This window comes from Nocardia salmonicida (assembly GCF_036142455.1).
Lineage (GTDB): Bacteria > Actinomycetota > Actinomycetes > Mycobacteriales > Mycobacteriaceae > Nocardia > Nocardia salmonicida.
Window position 1 is genome coordinate 5,284,097 of sequence record NZ_CP108014.1, and the last position, 20,729, is coordinate 5,304,825.

The 20,729-nt window shown below is 68.0% G+C and carries 19 protein-coding genes; 14 read left to right on the forward strand and 5 right to left on the reverse strand.

The features are described from left to right. Positions 1-275 precede the first annotated feature (275 nt). A complete protein-coding gene (gene cobM / locus OHS03_RS24705) occupies positions 276-1,019 on the reverse strand; it encodes a precorrin-4 C(11)-methyltransferase (RefSeq protein ID WP_328657394.1) in 744 nt (247 codons plus the stop codon). Between the two features lie 92 nt (positions 1,020-1,111). Between cobM and OHS03_RS24710 the strand changes: the two genes are divergently transcribed. Together OHS03_RS24710 and OHS03_RS24715 are read left to right on the forward strand one after the other, a co-directional pair. Further along, positions 1,112-1,801 (forward strand): thioredoxin-like domain-containing protein, encoded by a 690-nt coding sequence (locus OHS03_RS24710; RefSeq protein WP_328657396.1) that lies wholly within the window; start codon positions 1,112-1,114, stop codon positions 1,799-1,801. Positions 1,802-1,824: 23 nt separating this feature from the next. Beyond that, a complete protein-coding gene (locus OHS03_RS24715) occupies positions 1,825-2,979 on the forward strand; it encodes a TerD family protein (protein WP_328657398.1) in 1,155 nt (384 codons plus the stop codon). An 11-nt stretch (positions 2,980-2,990) separates the two neighbouring features. Here the strand turns inward: OHS03_RS24715 and OHS03_RS24720 are convergent, their stop codons facing one another. From OHS03_RS24720 to OHS03_RS24730, 3 genes are read right to left on the reverse strand one after another with little or no spacing between them, the layout of a single operon-like run. Next, positions 2,991-3,416, reverse strand: a complete 426-nt coding sequence (locus OHS03_RS24720) for a PPOX class F420-dependent oxidoreductase (protein WP_056814116.1) — start codon at positions 3,414-3,416, stop codon at positions 2,991-2,993. A gap of 60 nt (positions 3,417-3,476) precedes the next feature. Then, the gene (locus OHS03_RS24725; protein WP_062987034.1) at positions 3,477-4,094 is read right to left on the reverse strand and encodes a LuxR C-terminal-related transcriptional regulator; all 618 of its coding nucleotides are present in this window, start codon (positions 4,092-4,094) and stop codon (positions 3,477-3,479) included. After that, positions 4,091-5,272, reverse strand: a complete 1,182-nt coding sequence (locus OHS03_RS24730; protein WP_328657400.1) for an ATP-binding protein — start codon at positions 5,270-5,272, stop codon at positions 4,091-4,093. The genes OHS03_RS24725 and OHS03_RS24730 overlap by 4 nt, the downstream gene beginning before the upstream one ends. 130 nt (positions 5,273-5,402) lie before the next feature. On the opposite strand from OHS03_RS24730, the gene OHS03_RS24735 reads away from it, so the two are divergent. The 4 genes from OHS03_RS24735 to OHS03_RS24750 all read left to right on the forward strand — a co-directional run bounded on the left by OHS03_RS24735 (position 5,403) and on the right by OHS03_RS24750 (position 9,064). Beyond that, positions 5,403-6,443: an ABC transporter permease gene (locus OHS03_RS24735; RefSeq protein WP_328657402.1), complete on the forward strand. Its 1,041-nt coding sequence runs from the start codon at positions 5,403-5,405 to the stop codon at positions 6,441-6,443. Positions 6,444-6,528: 85 nt separating this feature from the next. Further along, the gene (locus OHS03_RS24740; protein WP_328657405.1) at positions 6,529-7,239 is read left to right on the forward strand and encodes an ABC transporter ATP-binding protein; all 711 of its coding nucleotides are present in this window, start codon (positions 6,529-6,531) and stop codon (positions 7,237-7,239) included. Positions 7,240-7,274: 35 nt separating this feature from the next. Next, positions 7,275-7,706, forward strand: coding sequence for an NYN domain-containing protein (locus tag OHS03_RS24745; protein WP_328657407.1), 432 nt, complete (start codon positions 7,275-7,277; stop codon positions 7,704-7,706). 47 nt (positions 7,707-7,753) lie between these two features. Next, a complete protein-coding gene (locus OHS03_RS24750) occupies positions 7,754-9,064 on the forward strand; it encodes a chloride channel protein (RefSeq protein WP_328657409.1) in 1,311 nt (436 codons plus the stop codon). On the opposite strand, the gene OHS03_RS24755 is transcribed toward OHS03_RS24750, so the two are convergent. Further along, on the reverse strand, positions 9,024-9,626 hold the full coding sequence (locus tag OHS03_RS24755; protein WP_062987040.1) for an SACE_7040 family transcriptional regulator: 603 nt from the start codon (positions 9,624-9,626) through the stop codon (positions 9,024-9,026). The genes OHS03_RS24750 and OHS03_RS24755 overlap by 41 nt on opposite strands. 88 nt (positions 9,627-9,714) lie before the next feature. Here OHS03_RS24755 and OHS03_RS24760 point away from each other — a divergent pair, with 88 nt between their 5' ends. The 8 genes from OHS03_RS24760 to OHS03_RS24795 all read left to right on the forward strand — a co-directional run bounded on the left by OHS03_RS24760 (position 9,715) and on the right by OHS03_RS24795 (position 20,721). Further along, on the forward strand, positions 9,715-11,322 hold the full coding sequence (locus OHS03_RS24760; RefSeq protein WP_328657411.1) for a carboxyl transferase domain-containing protein: 1,608 nt from the start codon (positions 9,715-9,717) through the stop codon (positions 11,320-11,322). 5 nt (positions 11,323-11,327) lie between these two features. Then, entirely contained in the window at positions 11,328-13,421 is a 2,094-nt protein-coding gene (locus tag OHS03_RS24765; protein WP_328657413.1) for an acetyl/propionyl/methylcrotonyl-CoA carboxylase subunit alpha, read from the forward strand. Then, positions 13,418-14,578: an acyl-CoA dehydrogenase family protein gene (locus OHS03_RS24770; protein ID WP_062987042.1), complete on the forward strand. Its 1,161-nt coding sequence runs from the start codon at positions 13,418-13,420 to the stop codon at positions 14,576-14,578. The genes OHS03_RS24765 and OHS03_RS24770 overlap by 4 nt, the downstream gene beginning before the upstream one ends. A gap of 92 nt (positions 14,579-14,670) precedes the next feature. Further along, on the forward strand, positions 14,671-15,135 hold the full coding sequence (locus OHS03_RS24775) for a MaoC family dehydratase (protein WP_056814141.1): 465 nt from the start codon (positions 14,671-14,673) through the stop codon (positions 15,133-15,135). 40 nt (positions 15,136-15,175) lie between these two features. After that, positions 15,176-15,991, forward strand: a complete 816-nt coding sequence (locus OHS03_RS24780) for an HpcH/HpaI aldolase/citrate lyase family protein (RefSeq protein WP_328657415.1) — start codon at positions 15,176-15,178, stop codon at positions 15,989-15,991. Positions 15,992-16,047: 56 nt separating this feature from the next. Then, entirely contained in the window at positions 16,048-17,991 is a 1,944-nt protein-coding gene (locus OHS03_RS24785; protein WP_056814147.1) for an acetoacetate--CoA ligase, read from the forward strand. Positions 17,992-18,003: 12 nt separating this feature from the next. After that, complete coding sequence (locus OHS03_RS24790) at positions 18,004-19,218, forward strand: TetR/AcrR family transcriptional regulator (protein ID WP_328657417.1); 1,215 nt, start codon at positions 18,004-18,006, stop codon at positions 19,216-19,218. A gap of 81 nt (positions 19,219-19,299) precedes the next feature. Beyond that, entirely contained in the window at positions 19,300-20,721 is a 1,422-nt protein-coding gene (locus OHS03_RS24795; RefSeq protein WP_328657419.1) for a DUF1254 domain-containing protein, read from the forward strand. Positions 20,722-20,729: the final 8 nt, after the last annotated feature.

Below are 20,729 nucleotides of genomic sequence, written 5' to 3' on the forward strand. Positions count from 1 at the left end.
CGCCCGGGTCGGTCTCGTTACACAGCCGAGACCATGCACCTGACCGTCCGGCCGCCAGCGCCGGTCTACTCGTCGCAAACCATCGCACCAATCTACCGGTGTGGCCGCCCCGCAACCAACCACCTCCATAGCTCGCAAACATCGTCCCTGGTGAAGCCGCCGCCCCACGTTTGCTGACGCTTGTCCGCGTTCTCACATCCCAGCCCGATCACCGGTGCACCGTATGAACTGAGTGATGGCTCACACCGATCGGTCTGCTGTCATGGCAGCGGGTGTTACCGGGTCCTGGCGGGGTCGTAGAGGTGCGACTGGGCGCAGTCGATTGCGGTGGACAGCGCGCGCCCGACCAGGATCACTGCGGCTTGACGCAGGCCCGCGCCCTCCACCTGATCGGCGATGTCGGCGAGCGTGCCGCGCAGGACGAGTTGTCCGGGTTGGCTGGCGCGATAGACGACGGCGACCGGGCAGTCCGCACCGTATTCGGCGACCAGCTCCTCGGCCAGCACTCTGATCCGGGTGATGGCGAGATGGAGGACGAGGGTCGCGCCGGTGGCGGCGAAGTTCCCCAGGGCCTCGCCCGCCGGCATCGCGGTGGAGCGGGCCTGGGTCCTGGTGAGTACGACCGACTGGACGACCTCGGGGACGGTCAGTTCGGTTCCGAGGGCCGCCGCGGCGGCCGCGTAGGCGGGGACGCCCGGGGTGATGTCCCACGGCACGTTGTGGGCATCGAGCCTGCGGGTCTGCTCGGTGAGGGCCGAGTAGAGGGAGGGATCGCCCGAGCACAGCCGCGCCACGTCACGGCCCGCCTCGGTGGCGCGCACGAGATGGTCGATGATCTGGTCCAGGTTCAGGTGCTGGGTGTCGATCATTTCGGTGTCGGGCGCGCAGTGCGCGAGGACCTCGGGATCGAGGTAGGTGCCCGCGTAGAGGCAGACCGGACTGTCGCGTAGGAGCTCGACCGCTCGCACCGTGAGCAGGTCGGCGGCGCCGGGGCCTGCCCCGATGAAGTGCACAGTCATAGTCGGGAGTCTAGAAGTGCCCCCGAGACCGGGAGACAAGTAGGTTCTGTGTCGGATGGCAAGCGGCGGCGACGAGGAAACGGGGGTCCGCGATGCGGGTTTCGAGTAGGTCCGGTGGGGTGCGCGGCGCGGGCGCTTGCGCGGCGGTGGTCGTGGCCGCCACGCTGGCGACGGGGTGCTCAGCCGAGAAGATCGTCGGTAAGGCCACTGCTACCGCGGACAGCTTCGCCCCGTCCTCGGACAATCGTGACCCCTCGCTCCAGATCCCCGGCGTCGTCGTCACCGAGATCGCGCCGGGGCAGCAGCATGTGCGCCCGAACCAGCGAGTGGCCTATCCGTCGATTCCCCCGGTAGGCGGACCGCATGACGCGCAATGGGCGGCTTGCACCGGTGTCGTCTATGCAAAGGCCCTACGCACCGAGAACGCGGTGCACTCGCTGGAGCACGGCGCGGTATGGATCGCCTACGACCCCGCGAAGGTGAGCCCGCAGGACCAAGCGGTGTTGAGCGCGAAGGTGACCGACAGGCAGTACACCCTGATGTCGCCCATCCCCGACATGGACCACCCGATCTCGTTGCAGTCGTGGGGCCATCAGCTCCCCCTCGACGACGCCACCGACGAACGCATCGACCAGTTCATCGTGGCCCTCCGCGAAAACCCTTACACCACCCCGGAAGTCGGCGCGACCTGCTCGTCTCCCCTCTTCGACCGCACCGATCCCCCACCGTACGACCCGACCCCGCCGGGCCCCGACGCGGTTCCCATGTCGGGTATTCGGTAGTCGGACGAGAGCGGAGGACGACCATGGAGTTGGCCAAGGGCGCGAACACGCCGATCCCCGCGAGCGAGGTGCGGGTGACGGTAACTGCCGCGACACCAGTCGATATCGCCGCACTGCTGCTCACCGCTGCCGGAAAAGTGCGCTCCGACAGCGATTTCGTCTTCTACAACCAACCGGTCGCACCCGGTGTCGAGGTCGTGACGCCCGAGGCGATTCGAGTCGTCCTCGGGTCGGTCCCCCTCGATATCGAAAAGATCGTTCTGACAACCAGTCTCGATGGAACCGGACCAACTGACTGGGGCCAGGCCGGACCGATCCGGATCGCGGTGACCGACGCGGTGACCGACGCACTGCTGGCCACTTTCAGCCCGACCGGACTCGGACCGGAGACCGCGTTGATCGCCTGCGAGATCTACCGGCGCGACGGCGCATGGAAGGTCCGCGCTGTCGGGCAGGGGTACGCGCAGGGATTAGCCGGGATCGCAAGCGATTTCGGTATCACCGTCGACGACGAGCCGACCCCACAAGCCGCGCAACCACTTCCGACGCCACCTCCGGCGACCCCCGTCGATCCGCCACAATTCGGGCGACCGACGGTCGATTTGTCCAAGGGCCACGTCACGCTGCGCAAGAACGAGACGGTATCGCTCACCAAGCAGGGCGCGCCGCCGCTCACGCGGGTGCGGATGGGGTTGGGCTGGGACCCGGCCACGCACGGCAGCAGGGTCGACCTCGATGCTTCTGTCATCGCCTACGACGACCGGGCGAAGAAACTGACCAACGTGTGGTTCCTGCGGCGGGAGGCATTCGGCGGCGCCATCGCCCACTCCGGCGACAATCTGACCGGCGAGGGTGACGGCGACGACGAGGTCATCACCGTCGACCTCACCGCCCTGCCGCCGGAGGTCCACGCCCTGGTGTTCACCGTGAACTCCTTCGCGGGCCACAAGTTCGATCAGGTCGGCCGTGCGCATTGCCGGCTACTCGACGAACACACCGGCACCGAGTTGGTGCGTTTCGAACTGTCGAAGGGCGAACCGACCACGGGGGTGTTCCTGGCGATGCTCACCCGCGCCGCGCACGGATGGAACATGACGGCCCTCGGCGAGTACTCGAAAGGCGCGACCGTGCGAAAAATGGTCGATCCGGGCAAACAGTTCGTGCTGTCGAGTCGCTAGCGAGCGAAGGCCTAACCGGTCATATCGAACTGCGCGATGATCTTGGTCGGCCGAACCCGGACCACGAGCTCACCGGCCACCCCATTGCGCTTGCCGAACTCCTCCGCCTTGTCCGGCCCCATGTACCGGGCGGCGATGTCGGTGGCCGTGCGCACCAGCTCATCGAGGTCTTCGGACAGCGTGACCGTCCCCTGCACCTCGACCAGCCCATACGGCGGTTCCTCGAGATCGACGCACACCGCGACGCGGGGATCACGCGCGAAAGCCCGCCCCTTGGCCGAGTTCTTGCCCGTATTGAAAACCAGCTCGTCACCTTCGACGATGAACCACACCGGCGTCACCAACGGACGCCCATCCGCCGCCGCGAACGCCACCTTGCCCGTTCGCGTTCCGTGGGAAAGAAATTCGAGCACCTTGGGATCCGACAGAGAGGCCATGCACTCAGGGTAAACGCAGCACTGGAAGAGACGCCGAAGGTGAAAGGTGCATGTCGACGGTCAGATCGCACCGCTTTGTCTAGCGGTCGCGACGGCGGAGGTTCGGGACTTGACGCCCAGTTTGGCGTAGATGTGGACGAGGTGGGACTTCACTGTTGTCTCGCTGAGGAACAGTTGTTTGGCGATGTCGCGGTTGGACAAGCCCGCGGCGACCAGGCGCAGGACTTCGACTTCGCGGGGGCTGAGGGTGGTGTCGGCTCGGCGGACTCTGGTCATCAGGCGGGAGGCGACAGTTGGGGAGAGAACGCTTTCGCCCGCGGCGGCGGCGCGGACGGCGGCGAGGAGTTCGGTGGGTGGGGTGTCCTTGAGGAGGTAGCCGACGGCGCCTGCTTCGATGGCGCCGAGGATGTCGGCGTCGGTGTCGTAATTGGTGACGACGAGGACGTTCGGTGGGGTGGGGAGGGCGCGCAGGTCGGCGGTGGCGGAAGCGCCGGAGCGGCCGTCGCCGAAGCGCAGATCCATCAGGACCAGGTCGACGGGGGTGGCGGCGCAAAAGGCCACTGCCGCGTCGGCATCCGCGACATCGCCGACGACGGTGATGTCGGCGGCGGCGTCGAGGAGCGCGCGCAGGCCCGCACGGACGATGGCGTGGTCGTCGGCGAGGAGAAGGCGGATCATGAGGCGGATCCGAGCGGGAAGGACACCGTCACGGCGGTATGGCCGGGTTCGGATTCGACGGTCATCGCACCGCCCTGTTGCTCGACGCGACTGCGCATGGCGGCGAGGCCGAACGCGCCGGATCGAGGGTGGCGCAACATATCCTGGTCGATCCCGATCCCGTCGTCGACGATGTCCAAGTGCGCGTCGGTGTCGCCGTAGGTGAGGGTGACCCGCATGCGCGCGGCCTGCGCGTGCTGGACCACATTGGCCACCGCACTCTGCGCGATCCGCACCAGCGCCGCCTCGACCGGCATCGGCAGTCGTTCCGGTTCACCCTCGACGAGCAGTTGCGTGGACAGTGTCGGCGACTGCGCGCGAAGGCAGATACGTTCCAGCGCTTCGGCGAGCGATTGTCCGTCCAGCGCGGCGGGCGACAATTCGTCGATGAGCCTTCGGGTTTCGGCCAGGTCTTCGGCGGCGGTCTCGCGTGCGAGCCGAATACGGTCCAGCGCAGGATGATCGGGTGCGGCCTGCTCGGCGGCGTGCAGGAGAAGTTGGATGCTGCTCAGCCCCTGGGCGACGGTGTCGTGGATTTCCTTGGCCAAGCGTTCACGCTCGGCGAGCTTGCCCGCTGTTCGTTCCTGTTCCGCGAGAATCGCTCTGGTGCCGATCAATTCGTCGATCAGCCGCTCCCGCTCGACCGCCTCACGATGCAGGGCCTGATAGCCGAGCCCGATCCCGATCGCCACCAACGCGCCGAGCACCGGCCCCACCACCGCACCCGCGGACCAACCACGATGCGCCGCGAACCCGAGTACACCGACCGCCGTCGCCGAGACCACCGCGACCAGACTCCACGGCCGTGGCAGCAGGTGCAGGTAGACGAAGAACAGCCCGAACGCGAGGTAGACCGCATCAGGAGTGAGCGCGAGCAAGACCAGCCACAACACGGTCAACGCCGCCAGCCATACCCACACCGCTCCATCGGGAACCGTCCGCGAACGCGAGCGAGGAAACTCGGTCCCCGCGAAATAGACCAGCAACCACACCACCGTCAGCGCGACCACCGCGATACCGTGACCGCCGCCGTCGGGCAGCAACGCACGCACCGCGACCACCACCGCCAGCACCGTCACCAGCACATGCAGGCCGAGGCGCAGAGTGGTGACCACCGGGGTCAGGGGGGACGAGTGCACGTCGACCAGCTTATGTGCGGCAACCACACGGGCATCCATCGAAAGATGTAAACGCCGCCAGACCTTGGATGGACGGCGTTTCGTGCGCCGGTGCGATGGCGTCGGCAGCCGAGATCGACAGAGTGGAGTCATGTTCGTCGCACTCCGAGATCTCCGAGCCGCCCGTGGCCGCTTCCTGCTCATCACCACCGTCGTGCTGTTGGTGGCGGTGCTGGTGAGCTTCCTCAGCGGTCTCACCGCCGGGCTCGCGCACCAGAACATCTCCGCAGTCCAGGGCATCGACGCCGACCAGGTGGTTTTCGCCGAGACCGGGGCCGATCCGTCCTTCGACTCGTCGGTTCTCACCGAGCAGCAGATCGCGCAGTGGCAATCGGCGGACGCGACCCCGATCGGCATCTCACGCACGAGGGCCGAGCACGCCGGCGCCAGCCCGACGCAGGTCGCGTTGTTCGGCGGCGACCCGTCGGCGTTCAGCAATCGCCCTGCTACCGCCCCCGGCGCCGTGGTGCTGAGTTCGGCGGCGGCTCGTGAGCTGTCGGCGGGTACCGGTGACGTCGTGCTGCTGGCGGGCCACGAGTTCACCGTCGCCGACGTCGCCGGTGACGAGTGGTACAGCCATACCCCCGTGATCTGGACGAGCATGCAGGACTGGCAGGCAGCCAGCCCGCGCGCCGGTGCCGCGACCGTGCTCGCGGTGACCGGCGATGTCCCCGGCGGCCTCGACGCCGAAGCCGGAACGCACTCGCTGCCCGCCGAGGATGCCGTCCAGGCGATCGGCTCCTACCAGGCCGAGAACAGTTCACTCACCTTGATGACCGTGCTGCTGTTCGCCATCTCGGCGCTGGTGATCGGGGCCTTCTTCACGGTCTGGACCGTGCAGCGCCAACCCGACATCGCCACCTTGAAGGCGCTCGGCGCGACCACCGGCTCATTGGTTCGCGATGCCCTCGCCCAAGCCGCGATCGTCCTGACCGCGGGCGTCACGGCGGGCCTGGCGATCACCGCTCTCGCCTCCCTGTTCCTCGGCGAGGCAATGCCTTTCGTGCTCAGTCCCGCGACGACCCTGGTCCCCGCGCTGGCCTTGATCGTCCTCGGCCTCGTCGGCGCCGCTGTCGCCCTGCGCTTCCTGTTCACCACCGACCCGCTGACCGCGCTCGGCGCGACCCGCTGACGAACCCATGACGACCGTCGCCCGCACCGACGCCGCAGTCGCGCCGCCGATCCGGTGCAGCACGCGACCAACCGAAGGATCCACCGTGGCAATCACTCTCACCGACGTAACTCTCACCTACCCCGATGGCGCCGACCGGCTCACCGCCCTCGACCGCGTGAACATGCACGTCCCCGGCGGGACCATCGCCGCGGTGACCGGCGCGTCAGGCTCAGGAAAATCGAGCCTGCTCGCCGTCGCCGCGACCCTAATCCGGCCCGACTCGGGCACGGTTGTGCTCGAAACCGATTCGGCCACTACCGATCTGGCCGAGCTGAGCCGCCGAGCGGCCGCCACGGCTCGCCGGACCTCGATGGGCATCGTCTTCCAGCAACCGAATCTCATCCCGTCGCTCACCGCCGTCGAGCAGCTGGAAGTGACCGCCCACCTCGGCGGACCGAAGCGAGCTTCGCGTAGCGAAACCAATTCCCGCGCAAAGGAACTACTCGACGCGGTAGGTCTGGCCGAACAGGCTCACAAACGTCCCGCCCAGCTCTCCGGGGGCCAACGCCAGCGCGTCAACATCGCCCGAGCCCTGATGAACGACCCAGCCCTGCTCGTGGTCGACGAACCAACCAGCGCGCTGGATTCCGAACGCGGCGCCGCGATCATCGCCCTGATCACCACCATCGCCCGCGAACACCGCGCCGCCACCATCCTGGTCACCCATGACCCGACCCACCTGCACCGCATGGACGCGGTCTACCGCATGACCGACGGCCACCTCACCGACGTCGCCGTCCCCGCGCCCGCCTGACGCCTGACCGTTCCGCCACCGGGCAGACTGGACCTATGAGCGATCCGAGGCATCTCATCGTGGTGGATGCGGCCAATGTCATCGGCTCGCGGCCCAACGGTTGGTGGAAGGACCGCGCGGGTGCCGCTCGCAGGCTTCTCGCCGACCTGGCGAACCTGACAACCCGCCTGCCCGAGACCACCGCGGTCACCGTCGTCCTCGAAGGCGCGGCCAAAGCCGCCGCCGACGGCGCCGAACCCTCCGCGCCGCGGCTGACGGTGGTCCTCGCCGACCGGTCGGGTGACGACAAGATCGTCGACGTGGTCGCCGAGCCCGATTCCCGCGAACAGATCACCGTCGTCACCGCCGACCGCGAACTCCGCACCAGAGTCGAAGCCCATGGCGCCGAAACCGTCGGCCCCGGCTGGCTCTGGAACCGGATCGAAGCTTCACCCGCTTCGGGTGAGGACAGGACCGAGTCGAGCTGACAGGCTGACTTCGCTCCTCATCGTGGGGATTCGGTCATGGAGGTGTGATGGCGGATACGCATGCCCCGGACGTCGATCCGGTTGCGGTCATGCGCTCCAAGCGGTACCTCGTGGCTCTACTGCTGGCGGCGGCTCTGGGCATACCGATCTCGTTGGTCGCGTATGGCTTCCTGGCCGCGGTAACGAAGATCCAGCAGTTCCTCTTCAGCGACCTCCCTGGCGACGTCTTCTCCGGTGGCACGCCATCATGGTGGCCGCTGCCCTGGTTGGTGCTCTGCGGCGTGTTGACCGGGGCGACCATCCGCTATCTGCCAGGCAACGCCGGCCACTCTCCGGCATTCGGGTTCCACGCCGGAGGCACGCCGGTCGACAAGGAATTGCCGGGCATCATCCTGGCGGCACTGGCCACGCTCAGCCTGGGTGCCGTCCTCGGTCCGGAGGCCCCGTTGATCGCGATCGGCGGCGGACTCGCAGTGCTCACGGTGCACCTGCTGAAGAAGGACGCGCCTCCGATGGCGCTGGTGATCATGGCGTCGGCGGGCAGCTTCACCGCCATCAGCACCCTGTTCGGCTCCCCGATCCTGGCGGCGTTCCTGATCATGGAAGCCGCCGGAATCGGCGGCGCGACGCTGAGCCTCGTCGCGGTACCGGGACTGCTCGCCTCCGGTATCGGCGCCGTCGTCTTCGTCGGACTCGACAGTCTCACCGGACTCGGCACGTTCTCCCTCGCGCTGACATCCGTTCCGGCGGCGGTGAACCCCACTGTGGCCACGATGTGCTGGGCTGTCGTCGTCGGTGCGATCGCGGCGCTCCTCGGCTGGGCGATCCGCTGGGGCGGGCTGGCACTTCGACCGCTCGTACACACCCATCGCATCCTCGTGACGGCAATGCTCGGGTTGCTCGTCGGTCTTACCGCCACCGCCTACCAACTGATGTCCGGGAACAGCTTCAACCAGGTGTTGTTCTCCGGACAGGACGCCCTACCCGAACTCGTCGCCCACGCCGCCGACTATTCGGTGGGTGTCCTGCTTCTGCTCGGTCTCTGCAAAACGGTGGCCTATTCGATTTCGCTGAGTGCGTTTCGTGGTGGACCGGTCTTCCCGTCGATCTTCATCGGCGCCGTTCTCGGCATCGCGATGAGCGGGCTGCCGGGCATGAGTATGGGCCCGGCGATCGCGATGGGCATCGGGGCGATGTGCGCGGTGATGCTGCGCCTCCCGTTGACCTCAGCGCTGCTGGGTGTGCTGTTGCTCGGTACCGACGGCATCTCGGTGACCCCCCAGGTGGTCGTCGCTGTGGCCGTGGCCTTTGTCCTGATCAATGTCCTGCCGACAACGCCGCCAAAGCCATCTGCCTGAGCACCGGACGGGCCCGCGAAGCGCTCGCCGCCGACGCGCTGTGCGGGGTGGAGTTGATCAGGCCGAAGGCGGCGTGGGCCTGAATACGGGCGGCTTCCTCGGGGAGACCGGGGTTCAGTTCGCGCAGGACGCCCACCCAGATCTCGACGTATTGGCGCTGGGTGCGGCGCAGGATCCGGCGGTCGTTGGCGGGCACATTGTCGAGGTCGCGGTCCTGGATCCGGATGAGTTCGGGATTACCGAAGGCGAAGTCGAGGTGGAAGTCGACCAAGGCCGTCAGCGCCGAGGCGGCCGACGGCGATTCGTCGACGACGGCGCGACCGCCCGAGAGCAGGCGCTCACTGATGCCGACCAGGAGTTCGACCAGCAGCGCCTCTTTGTTCGCGAAGTGCCGGTAGACGGCGGGGCCGCTGATGCCGACCGCCGCGCCGAGGTCGTCCAGACGCACGCCGAAGAAGCCGCGGTCGGCGATGAGACGGGCGCCCGCGGCGAGCAGCTGTTCGCGACGCTGAGCTTTGAGCTGCTCGCGCCGGGTCACCTGGACAGGCTCGCTAGTCGACATTGTGGCCGCCCCCTCTGGACAACTTGGTTAGTGAAGATTAACCTGAATTTCAGTTATTAGCGATTAACCGAATGAGAGAATGGGCGCGATGACGGTTACGCACGAGACCGAAGACGGCACCGTGGCCGCGACGAGCAACCGGGATACGCACGGCGCCCTGGTCGCGGATCTGCGGCAGCGGCTGGCCACAGCCGCGCTCGGCGGTCCGCAGAAGTCCCGCGAACGCCACGTGGCCAGGGGCAAGCTGCTCCCCCGCGAGCGCGTCGACCAGTTGCTCGACCCCGGCAGCCCCTTTCTCGAACTGTCCCCGCTGGCGGCCGACGGCATGTACGGCGACGAGTGCCCCGGCGCGGGCGTGATCGCGGGCATCGGCCGCATCGCGGGCCGCGAGTGTCTGATCCTGGCCAACGACGCCACGGTCAAGGGCGGTACCTACTACCCGATCTCGGTGAAGAAGCACCTGCGCGCACAGGAGGTGGCCGCGCAGAACAACCTGCCTTGCGTGTACCTCGTCGACTCCGGCGGCGCCTTCCTGCCACATCAGGACGAGGTGTTTCCCGACCGCGAGCACTTCGGCCGCATCTTCTACAACCAGGCGAACATGAGCGCCAAGGGCATCGCCCAGATCGCGGCGGTGATGGGTTCGTGCACCGCCGGTGGCGCGTATGTGCCCGCGATGGCCGACGAGGCCGTCATCGTGCGTGACCAGGGCACCATCTTCCTCGGCGGCCCACCGCTGGTGAAGGCGGCGACCGGCGAGATCGTCACCGCCGAGGACCTCGGCGGCGGCCTGCTGCATTCGCGCACCTCCGGCGTCACCGACCACCTGGCCGACGACGACCGCGACGCGCTGCGCATCGTCCGCACTATCGTCGCCACGCTCGGCCCGCGCCCCGAGGCGCCGTGGGAGGTACTGCCGAGCACCCCGCCCGCCAAGCCGGAGGACGAGCTCTACGACGTGGTCCCCGTCGATCCGCGCACACCCTATGACGTGCGCGAGGTCATCGACCGCATCGTCGACGGCGAGAGCGGCTTCCAGGAGTTCAAGGCCGAATACGGCAAGACCCTGGTCACCGGCTTCGCGCGTATCCACGGCCATCCCGTCGGCATCGTCGCCAACAACGGCGTGCTGTTCAGCGAATCCGCCATGAAGGGCGCGCATTTCATCGAACTGTGCGACAAGCGCAAGATCCCGCTGCTGTTCCTGCAGAACATCACCGGCTTCATGGTCGGGCGCGACTACGAGGCGGGCGGCATCGCCAAGCACGGCGCGAAGATGGTCACCGCCGTCGCGTGCGCGCGGGTGCCCAAGCTCACGGTCGTGATCGGCGGCTCCTACGGCGCGGGCAACTACTCCATGTGCGGGCGCGCGTATTCGCCTCGCTTCCTGTGGATGTGGCCCAACGCGCGCATCTCGGTAATGGGTGGCGAACAGGCCGCGTCGGTGCTGGCGACGGTGCGCGGCGATCAGCTCGACAACGCGGGCAAGCCGTGGTCGGCCGAGGATCAGGAGGCGTTCAAAGCCCCGATCCGCGAGCAATACGAGACCCAGGGCAACCCCTACTACGCGACCGCACGCATCTGGGACGACGGCGTGATCGCCCCGGCCGACACCAGAACTGCGCTCGGCCTTGCCCTTTCGGTGTGCGCGCAAGCGCCGCTCGAACCCGTTTCCTACGGCGTCTTCCGGATGTGAGCCACATGCTGAACAAGAACCAACCCGTCGAATTCGACACCGTCCTGGTCGCCAACCGTGGCGAGATCGCGGTGCGAGTGATCAAGACGCTGCGCGCCATGGGCATTCGCTCGGTCGCGGTCTACAGCGACGCCGACGCCGACGCGCGCCATGTGCGTGAGGCCGATGTCGCGGTGCGGCTCGGGCCCGCGCCGGCACGCGAGAGCTACCTGTCGATCGAGAAGGTCGTCGACGCCGCCGTTCGGTCCGGTGCGCAGGCTGTGCATCCGGGATATGGCTTCCTGTCGGAGAATTCGGCCTTCGCGGCGGCGCTGTCCGACGCGGGCATCGTGTTCCTCGGCCCGCCGGCCAAAGCGATCGAGGTGATGGGCGACAAGATCACCGCGAAGAAGACGGTGACGGCGTTCGGGGTTCCCGTGGTGCCCGGCATCGCCGAGCCCGGCCTGACCGATGACCAACTGATCGCCGCCGCGACAGAAATCGGCTATCCGGTACTCGTGAAGCCCTCCGCCGGTGGCGGCGGCAAGGGCATGCGCCGAGTCGCCGACCCCGCCGATCTGCCCGCCGCGCTGGTGAGCGCCCGACGCGAAGCCGGTGCGGCCTTCGGCGACGACACCCTGTTCCTCGAACGGTTCGTCAACCGGCCCCGTCACATCGAGGTGCAGGTCCTGGCCGACAAGTTCGGCAATGTGGTGCACCTGGGCGAGCGCGAGTGCAGCTTGCAGCGCAGGCACCAGAAGGTGATCGAGGAAGCGCCGTCACCACTGCTGGACGCGCAGACCAGAGCGCGGATCGGCACCGCCGCCTGCAATACCGCCCGCAGCGTGGACTATGTGGGCGCGGGCACCGTGGAGTTCATCGTCTCGGCCGACCAGCCGGACGAGTTCTTCTTCATGGAGATGAATACCCGCCTGCAGGTGGAACATCCGGTGACCGAGCTGGTCACCGGCGTCGATCTGGTGGAGTGCCAGGTGCGGGTGGCCGCGGGCCAGAAGCTGGCGCGCACCCAGGACGAGATCGACCTCGTCGGGCACGCTATCGAGGCACGCGTCTACGCGGAGGACCCGGGCCGCGGGTTCCTGCCGACCGGCGGCACCGTGCTCGCGCTGTCGGAGCCCGAAGGCGCTGGCGTGCGGGTGGATTCGGGCCTGTCGGTGGGCACCGTGGTCGGTAGCGATTACGACCCGATGCTGTCGAAGGTGATCGCGCGGGGCAACACTCGCGCCGAAGCACTCGCCGCGCTGGACCGGGCACTGGAACAGACTGTGCTGCTCGGCGTGACGAGCAATATCGAGTTCCTACGGTTCCTGCTCGCCGACGACGACGTGCAGGCGGGTCGTCTCGACACCGCGCTGCTGGACCGGCGCGTCGCCGACTTCGTGACCGCCGAGGTCACCGATGCCGAATTCATCGCCGCCGCAGCTCATCACTGGTTGCGACGCTGGCCCGCCACCGGTGGCGATCCCTGGGCGACCCCCTCGGGATGGCGCCTCGGCACACCCGCCCCGACCTCGATCAGACTGTCCGCGGGCGAGCAGGTGCGCCACGTTTTCATCGCGGGCACACCGGCTTCGGCGACGGTGTGGCTCGACGAGCCGGGGGCCGAGGTGTCGACATCGACCGAACTCGCGCCGCACACGCTCACCGCCAGTGTCACTGCCGAGGGTCTCGCGGCGACTCTCGACGGACTGCGTCGCACCTACCGCATCGCCGAGGCCGACGGTCAGCTGTGGGTGAGCCACGACGGCGCCCTCGCCGTTCTGCGCGAGGTCGCCGAGGCGAGCGTGCGTGGCGATGTCGCCCATGTCGGTGACGCCGAGATCCGCAGTCCCATGCCGGGTTCGGTGATCGCCACGCCGGTCGAGAACGGCGCGACCGTCGCTGTCGGTGATCCGGTGATCGTCATCGAGGCCATGAAGATGGAGCACGCGCTCACCGCGCCGGTGGCAGGCACGGTGGAGGTGCTCGCCGCGCCTGGCGCCCAGGTGAAGCTCGACCAGGTACTGGTGCGCGTCGTCGCCCATCCCGCAGAAACCGTCGCGGCCGATAGCGCCGCAGCAGAAACCCCCGAAACCGAGCGCGAAGGATCCCTCGCATGACCGACTACCTGTCCTCCGGTTCGCTGCCCGAGGAATATCGCCAACTCGCGCTGACCGTGCGCGACTTCGCCAACCAGGTCGTTGCGCCGGTGTCGGCGAAACACGATGCCGAACACAGCTTTCCGTACGAGGTCGTGGCGGGCATGGCCGAGATGGGACTGTTCGGCCTGCCGTTCCCCGAGGAGTTCGGCGGCATGGGCGGCGACTACTTCGCCCTGTGCCTGGCGCTCGAGGAACTCGGCAAGATCGACCAGAGCGTGGCGATCACCCTGGAGGCGGGCGTGTCGCTGGGCGCCATGCCGATCTACCGCTTCGGCAACGACAAGCAGCGCACCGAATGGCTGCCGCAGCTCACCAGCGGGCAGGCGCTGGCGGGCTTCGGGCTCACCGAACCCGACGCGGGCAGCGACGCGGGCGGTACAAGGACCACCGCCGTGCAGGACGGCGAGAGCTGGGTGATCAACGGCAGCAAGCAGTTCATCACCAACTCCGGCACCGACATCACCCGGCTGGTCACCGTCACCGCGGTCACCGGGCAGTCCGGGGGCAAGAAGGAGATCTCCACCATTCTGGTGCCGACCTCCACGCCGGGTTTCGTGGCCGAGCCCGCCTACAACAAGGTCGGCTGGAACGCTTCCGATACCCACCCGCTGAGCTTCACCGATGTGCGGGTGCCGCAGGAGAATCTGCTCGGCGAGCGCGGTCGCGGCTACGCCAACTTCCTGCGCATCCTCGACGAGGGCCGCATCGCCATCGCCGCGCTCGCCGTCGGCGCCGCGCAGGGCTGTGTGGACGAGAGCGTGCGCTACGCGGGCGAACGTCAGGCATTCGGGCAGGCGATCGGCCGCAATCAGGCCATCGCGTTCAAGATCGCCCGGATGGAGGCGCGGGCCCATGTCGCGCGCACCGCCTACTACGACGCCGCCGCGTTGATGCTGGCCGGCAAACCGTTCAAGAAGGCGGCGTCGATCGCGAAGATGGTCGCCAGCGAGGCGGCGATGGACAACGCCCGCGACGCCACCCAGATCTTCGGCGGCAACGGGTTCATGAACGAGTACCCGGTGTCGAGGCACTACCGTGACAGCAAGATCCTGGAAATCGGCGAGGGCACCACGGAGGTTCAGCTGATGCTGATCGCAAGGGAGCTGGGTCTGTGAACGCGCCTGATCACGGCGGCCCGGAGGCGGCAGCGGAGCGTGACCACGCAGGGCCTCGAGAGCAGGCGCCATCGAGCACCGAGGAACGCCGGGTGGTCCAGCGTGGCCTGTGGTTCGAGGAGTTCGAGATCGGCACGATCTACGAGCACCGACCCGGCCGCACCATCACCGAGGCCGACAATGTCCTGTTCACCACGCTCACCATGAACACCCAGGCCCTGCACCTGGATGCGGCCTTCGCCGACGCGCAGCCGCCGTTCAACCAGCGCTTGGTGAACTCGATGTTCACCCTCTCGACCCTGGTCGGGCTCTCCGTCGCCCAGCTCACCCAGGGCACGCTGGTCGGCAACCTCGGCTTCTCCGAGATGACCACGCCCGCGCCGCTGTTCCACGGCGACACCATGTACGCCGAGACGATGGTCACCGACAAGCGGGAATCCAAGAGCCGTCCCGGCGAGGGCATCGTCAGCCTGGCGCACACCGCACGCAACCAGCACGGCGTGATCGTGGCAACGGCGGTACGCAAGACGTTGGTCCGCAAGGCGCCGACAGCATGAGCGACCGCCCCACGCATGGCACCCGTCGAGAGGACGCAGTATGAGCTGGCAGCCGAGTGGTCCCGCGTGGCTGTTCTGCCCCGCTGATCGCCCCGAACGCTTCGCGAAGGCCGCCGCGGTGGCCGATGTGGTGATCCTCGATCTCGAGGACGGCGTCGCGGCGGGTGACAAGGCCGCGGCCAGGCAGGCGCTGATCGACACCCCACTCGACCCGCAGCACACCGTGATTCGCGTCAACGCGGCGGACACCGACGACTACGCGGCCGATCTGGCGATCCTCGCCCAGACCGCCTACCGCCGGGTGATGCTGCCCAAATGCGAATCGGCCGAACAGGTTCGAAGCCTCGCGGGCTACGAGGTGATCGTGCTGGTCGAATCGCCGCTCGGCGCGGTGCGAGTCACCGAGTCGGTACAGGCCGACAACGCCATCGGCGTGATGTGGGGTGCCGAGGATCTGGTCGCCGGACTCGGCGGCAACTCGAGCAGGCACGCCGAGGGCGGCTATCGGGAGGTCGCCCGCCACGTGCGCTCGTCGACCCTGCTGGCGGCCAAGGCATTCGGCCGCTTCGCGCTGGACTCGGTGTACTTGGACATCAAGGATCTCGGCGGTCTCGCCGCGGAGACGAGCGATGCCGTCGCCGTCGGCTTCGACGTCAAGGTCGCCATCCATCCGAGTCAGGTCGCCGTGATCCGCGCGGGCTACGCGCCCGACCCCGCCGAGCTCGACTGGGCGCACCGGGTGCTGGCGGCGGTGCCCGACCACCGTGGCGTCTTCGCGTTCGAGGGTCGTATGGTCGACGCTCCGGTGCTGCGGCACGCCGAACAGATAGTCCGGCGCGCGGGCGTGCCCGGCTGAACATCGGGTAACCACTCCCCGATACCCGAAGTAGTCCAGTCCGAGGAGGACATCCGGTGCAACCGCAGTGGGTACCGAACGCACACGACGTCGCGTCGGCCCGAATCACCGACTTCGCCGCCTTCGTCACCGCGCGAACCGGCGAGGAATACCCCGACTACCAGGCACTGTGGCGATGGTCGGTGGACGACATCGCCGGTTTCTGGCAGGCGGTGTGGGACTATTTCGAACTCGGCGAGACCGCCGGTGAGGTCCTCGGCTCGCGGGAGATGCCGGGCGCGCAGTGGTTTCCCGGCACCCGGCTGAACTACGTCGACCAGGTCATCCGGATGGCCCAGTTCGGCCGCCCGGCGGTGATCGCCCTGCACGAGGACGCCGAGCCGAGGGAGGTTTCCTGGTCGGAATTGATCGAGCAGGTCACGGTGTTCGCGCGCACCTTGCGTGAGCAGGGTGTCGAAGCGGGCGATCGGGTGATCGGCTACCTGCCCAATATTCCGGAAGCGATCGTCGCGTTCCTCGCCACCGCGAGCATCGGCGCGGTGTGGAGTGCCTGCGGTCAGGACTACTCCGCCAAGGCCGCGCTCGACCGGCTCGGCCAACTCGAACCGACGGTGCTGGTCACCGCCGACGGCTACCGTTTCGGTGGCAAGGAGCACGACAAGCGGGCCGACATCGCGGCCTTGCGCGACGGGCTGCCCAGCTTGCGCGCCACCGTCGTCGTCTCTCAGCTCGAACTCGAGGTCTCCGACACACTGTCCTGGACGGACGCGATCGCCGACGCCGGACTCGGCGTGATCGAGACTGTCCCTGTCGATTTCGATCACCCGTTGTGGATCGTGTTCTCCTCCGGCACCACCGGATTGCCCAAAGGCATCGTCCACGGACACGGCGGCGTGCTGCTCGAGCACCTGAAAGCCGTAGCGCTGCAATCGAACATGGGCCCCGAGGACACGTTCTTCTGGTACACCAGCCCGAGCTGGATGATGTGGAACTTCCAGGTGGCCGGGCTGCTGACCGGTTCCACCATCGTCACCTACGACGGCAGCCCGACCGCGGGCGGACCGGATGCGCTGTGGCGCCTAGCGGCCCAGGTGGGCGCCACCGTGTTCGGAACGAGTCCCGGATACGTTCTCGGGTGCATCAAGGCGGGTTCCGTGCCGCGCGCCGATCACGACCTGTCGGCCCTGCGCTCGGTCGGCATCACCGGTTCCTCGCTGCCGGTGTCGAGCGCACTGTGGTTGAACGAGAATGCGGGCGAGCATGTTCAGGTGAACTCGATCAGCGGCGGTACCGACGTGGTGTCGGCGTTCGTCGGCGGCGTGCCGACCGTGCCGGTCTGGCCGGGTGAGCTGTCGGCGCCGTATCTCGGCGTCGCCCTCGACGCCTTCGACGAGCAGGGCCTGCCCGTGCGCGGCGAGGTCGGCGAGCTGGTGGTCACCGCACCCATGCCGTCCATGCCGGTCAGCTTCTGGCGCGACGACGACGGAAAGCGCTACCACGCGGCCTATTTCGACACCTTCCCCGGCGTATGGCGCCACGGCGACTGGATCACCCTGACCGAACACGGCAGCATCGTCGTGCACGGCCGCTCCGATTCCACCCTCAACCGCCACGGCATCCGGATGGGCAGCGCCGACATCTACCAGGTCGTCGAACAGTTCCCCGAGATCGCCGAGGCCCTGGTGATCGGCGCCGAACAACCCGACGGCGGCTACTGGATGCCACTGTTCGTGCTGCTCGCCCCCGGCGCGGAACTCACCGAAGACCTGAAAACCCGCCTCGCCACGGCGATCCGCACCGAGGTCTCCCCCCGCCACGTCCCCGACGAGATCCGCGAAGCCCCCGGCATCCCGCACACCCGAACCGGCAAGAAACTGGAAGTCCCCATCAAGAAGCTCTTCCAGGGCGCCGACCCCGCCCGCGTGGTCGAACGCAGCGCCGTCGACGACCCCGCACTGCTCGACTGGTATGCCCGGATAACCCCGCCCGACAAGCCCTAATACACTTCTCGCATGAATGTCAGCGAGTCTCGTGGGGCGCGTGGGGTAGCTGGGACCGAAGTGCGGCGTAGGCCGAAGAATCGTCGGGCGCAGATCGCGGCGTCGTCGGCGGTGGCGTTCGGGGCCGCGGGGTATCACGGGGTGAGCATGGAGGACATCGCGTCCGGGCTGGGGATCAGCTCGGCCGCGCTGTACCGGCACTACCCCAGCAAGTACGCGTTGTTCCGGGAGGAGTTACTTCGGGTCGGGCAGGCGTTCACCGCGTCGATCGTGGTGTCGGCCGAGGACACGCTGCCCGCGGCGCAACGGTTGCGGCACATGCTGACCGGGCTGATCGGCGCGACCGTGGAGAATCGGGCGACGGTGCGGCTGGTGCGGTGGGAGGGCCGCTACCTCGAACCGACCGATCGAGTGGTGCTCGACGAGCAGCAGGAGTCGGTGCTGGTCGCGCTCGACGAACAGTTGGCGGACCTGCGACCCGAATTGACCACGGCTGAGCGGCGCATGGTCTCCACGGCGGTTCTCGGTGTGATCACCAGCGTCGCCGATCACCACGCGGCTCTGCCCGTTCGCACGCTGAACAGGTTGCTCGGTGCGGCCTGCATGGCACTGACCGACAGGGAATTGCCGCCCGCGGCAACCGTTTCGGAGCAGGGCGCCCGCGCCGAGATTCCGGATTCGTTCAAACACGAACTGCTGCTTCGTAAAGCGGTGGACCTCTTCCACAAACGTGGCTATCCCAATGTCAGCGTGGAGGACATCGCCTCGGCGGCGGGATTGTCGGCGGCGTCGGCGGTGTATCGGTTCTATCGCGGCAAGAGCGATATCCTCGCCGCCGCGTTCCGGCGGGCGGCGGACCGGGTGTCCGGGGCGATCGGGCCCGCGGTCGCGAGCACGTCCGACAGCGGCGCGGCGCTGGGCGTGCTGGTCGATCAGTTCGTGGCCGACACGTTCAACGAGCGAGCGCTCGCCGTCGTCTATTACGCCGAGTTCGGGCACGTACCCGCCGAGGAGCGTGCCGTCCTGCGCAATATCCAGCGGTTGAGCGTGCAGGAGTGGGCGCGGCTGGTGCGCGAGATGCGGCCGGAGCTTTCCGCGGCCGAGGCGAGATTCCTGGTGCACGCGGCGTTCGCCATGGTCATCGACCTCGGTCAGCGGTTCGGCGACGACCCGATCGCGGGCCGGGCCAGGGTGGGGTTCCTGATGCGGCGGGTGCTGCTCGGTTGAGGCAATTCACCCGTCGCGTATGAGGCAGACCGTTCTCGATTCGGCCTACGCTCGGCGATCAGGCCGTCGAACGGAGCGTGCATGGATCCCCGCGCGAGCGCGCTGACCAGGCGATCGTTGCTGGGGCTCGGTGCCGCGGTCGCGGTGGGAGCGGTGTTGCCCGCATGTGGCGACGAACCGACGTCCTGGCCGGTCCGCACCACCGGTCGCCCGGATGTGCTCGCCCTGGCGATCGACGCCTACATCTTCGGTTATCCGTTGATCATGATGGACGTGATGCGGGCGGCCAGTGGTCCGACCAACAGCCTCGATCACAGCGTGCTGCCCGATCCCTACGACCGCGGCGTGGCCAGACTCAGCAACGACATGGTCTACACGCAGGCGTGGCTGGACCTGACCGATGAGCCGATGGTGTTGCAGATTCCCGGGGCGGAGCCCGACCGGTTCTGGCTTTTCCAGTTGCTCGACGGGTGGGGCAATACCGTGCACGACCTGACCAGCAAGAATCCGCGGACCGCCGTGAACGCCGACGGTCCGCCCTTCACCTATCTCCTCACCGGCCCGCAGTGGACGGGCGAGCTGCCTGCGGGAATGACACGGCTGCGGATGCCGTCGGAGCTGTGCACGATCGTCGGGCGGATCCAGATCAACGGCACCGAGGACGCGCCGAAGGTCAACCAGTGGCAGCAGCGGATGAAACTGATCCCGCTGAGCGCCTGGAACCGCGGTGAACTCGACAGCACGGTCAGCCGCGTCCACCCGATCGACCGTGGGCCGGAACCCCCGACGAAACGGATTGCGGCACTGGACGGCCGCACCTATCTCAACCGCGTCTGTCGGCTGATGATCGCCGATCCCCCCACCCCCGACGACGCACCGCTGATGACCGAGCTGGCCACGGTCGACATCCAGCCCGGCGGAGTAGTCGACAACCTTCCGGCCGACGTCCTCGACGAAGCGGTCCGCCAGGCCCAGCGCCGCATCGCCGACTGGCAAGACCCCACCGCCCGCCGGGTCAACGGCTGGGAAATTCCCATCGACCTGGGCGGCACCTACGGCACCGACTACCTACGCCGCGCGGCCAACACCAGGCTCTCGCCCGGCCTCGCCCCCATCCGCGACGTCCTCTACGCGAACCTGGACGCGCCCGCCACCGACGACCGAGGCGAAGCCCTGCGCTACCGAATCCGCTTCGAACCTGGCCAATGGCCCCCGGTCGACGCCTTCGCCACGATCACCGCCTACGACACCCACGGCTTCCTGGTCCCCAACCCCGACAAGATCCACTCGGTCGGCCACTTCCCCGCCGTTGTCCGCGCCCCCGACGGCTCCGTGGAACTGACTGTCCAACAACAGGACCCACGCCCCGCCGTCCCCACGGGCAACTGGCTCCCCATTCCCTCGACCGGCGTTTTCTCCCTGACTCTGCGCCTCTACGTACCCAAGGAGGCTGCGCGCGAAGGGAAGTGGCAGCCACCACCGATGACCCGCGTCGACGATTAGGTCCGGAT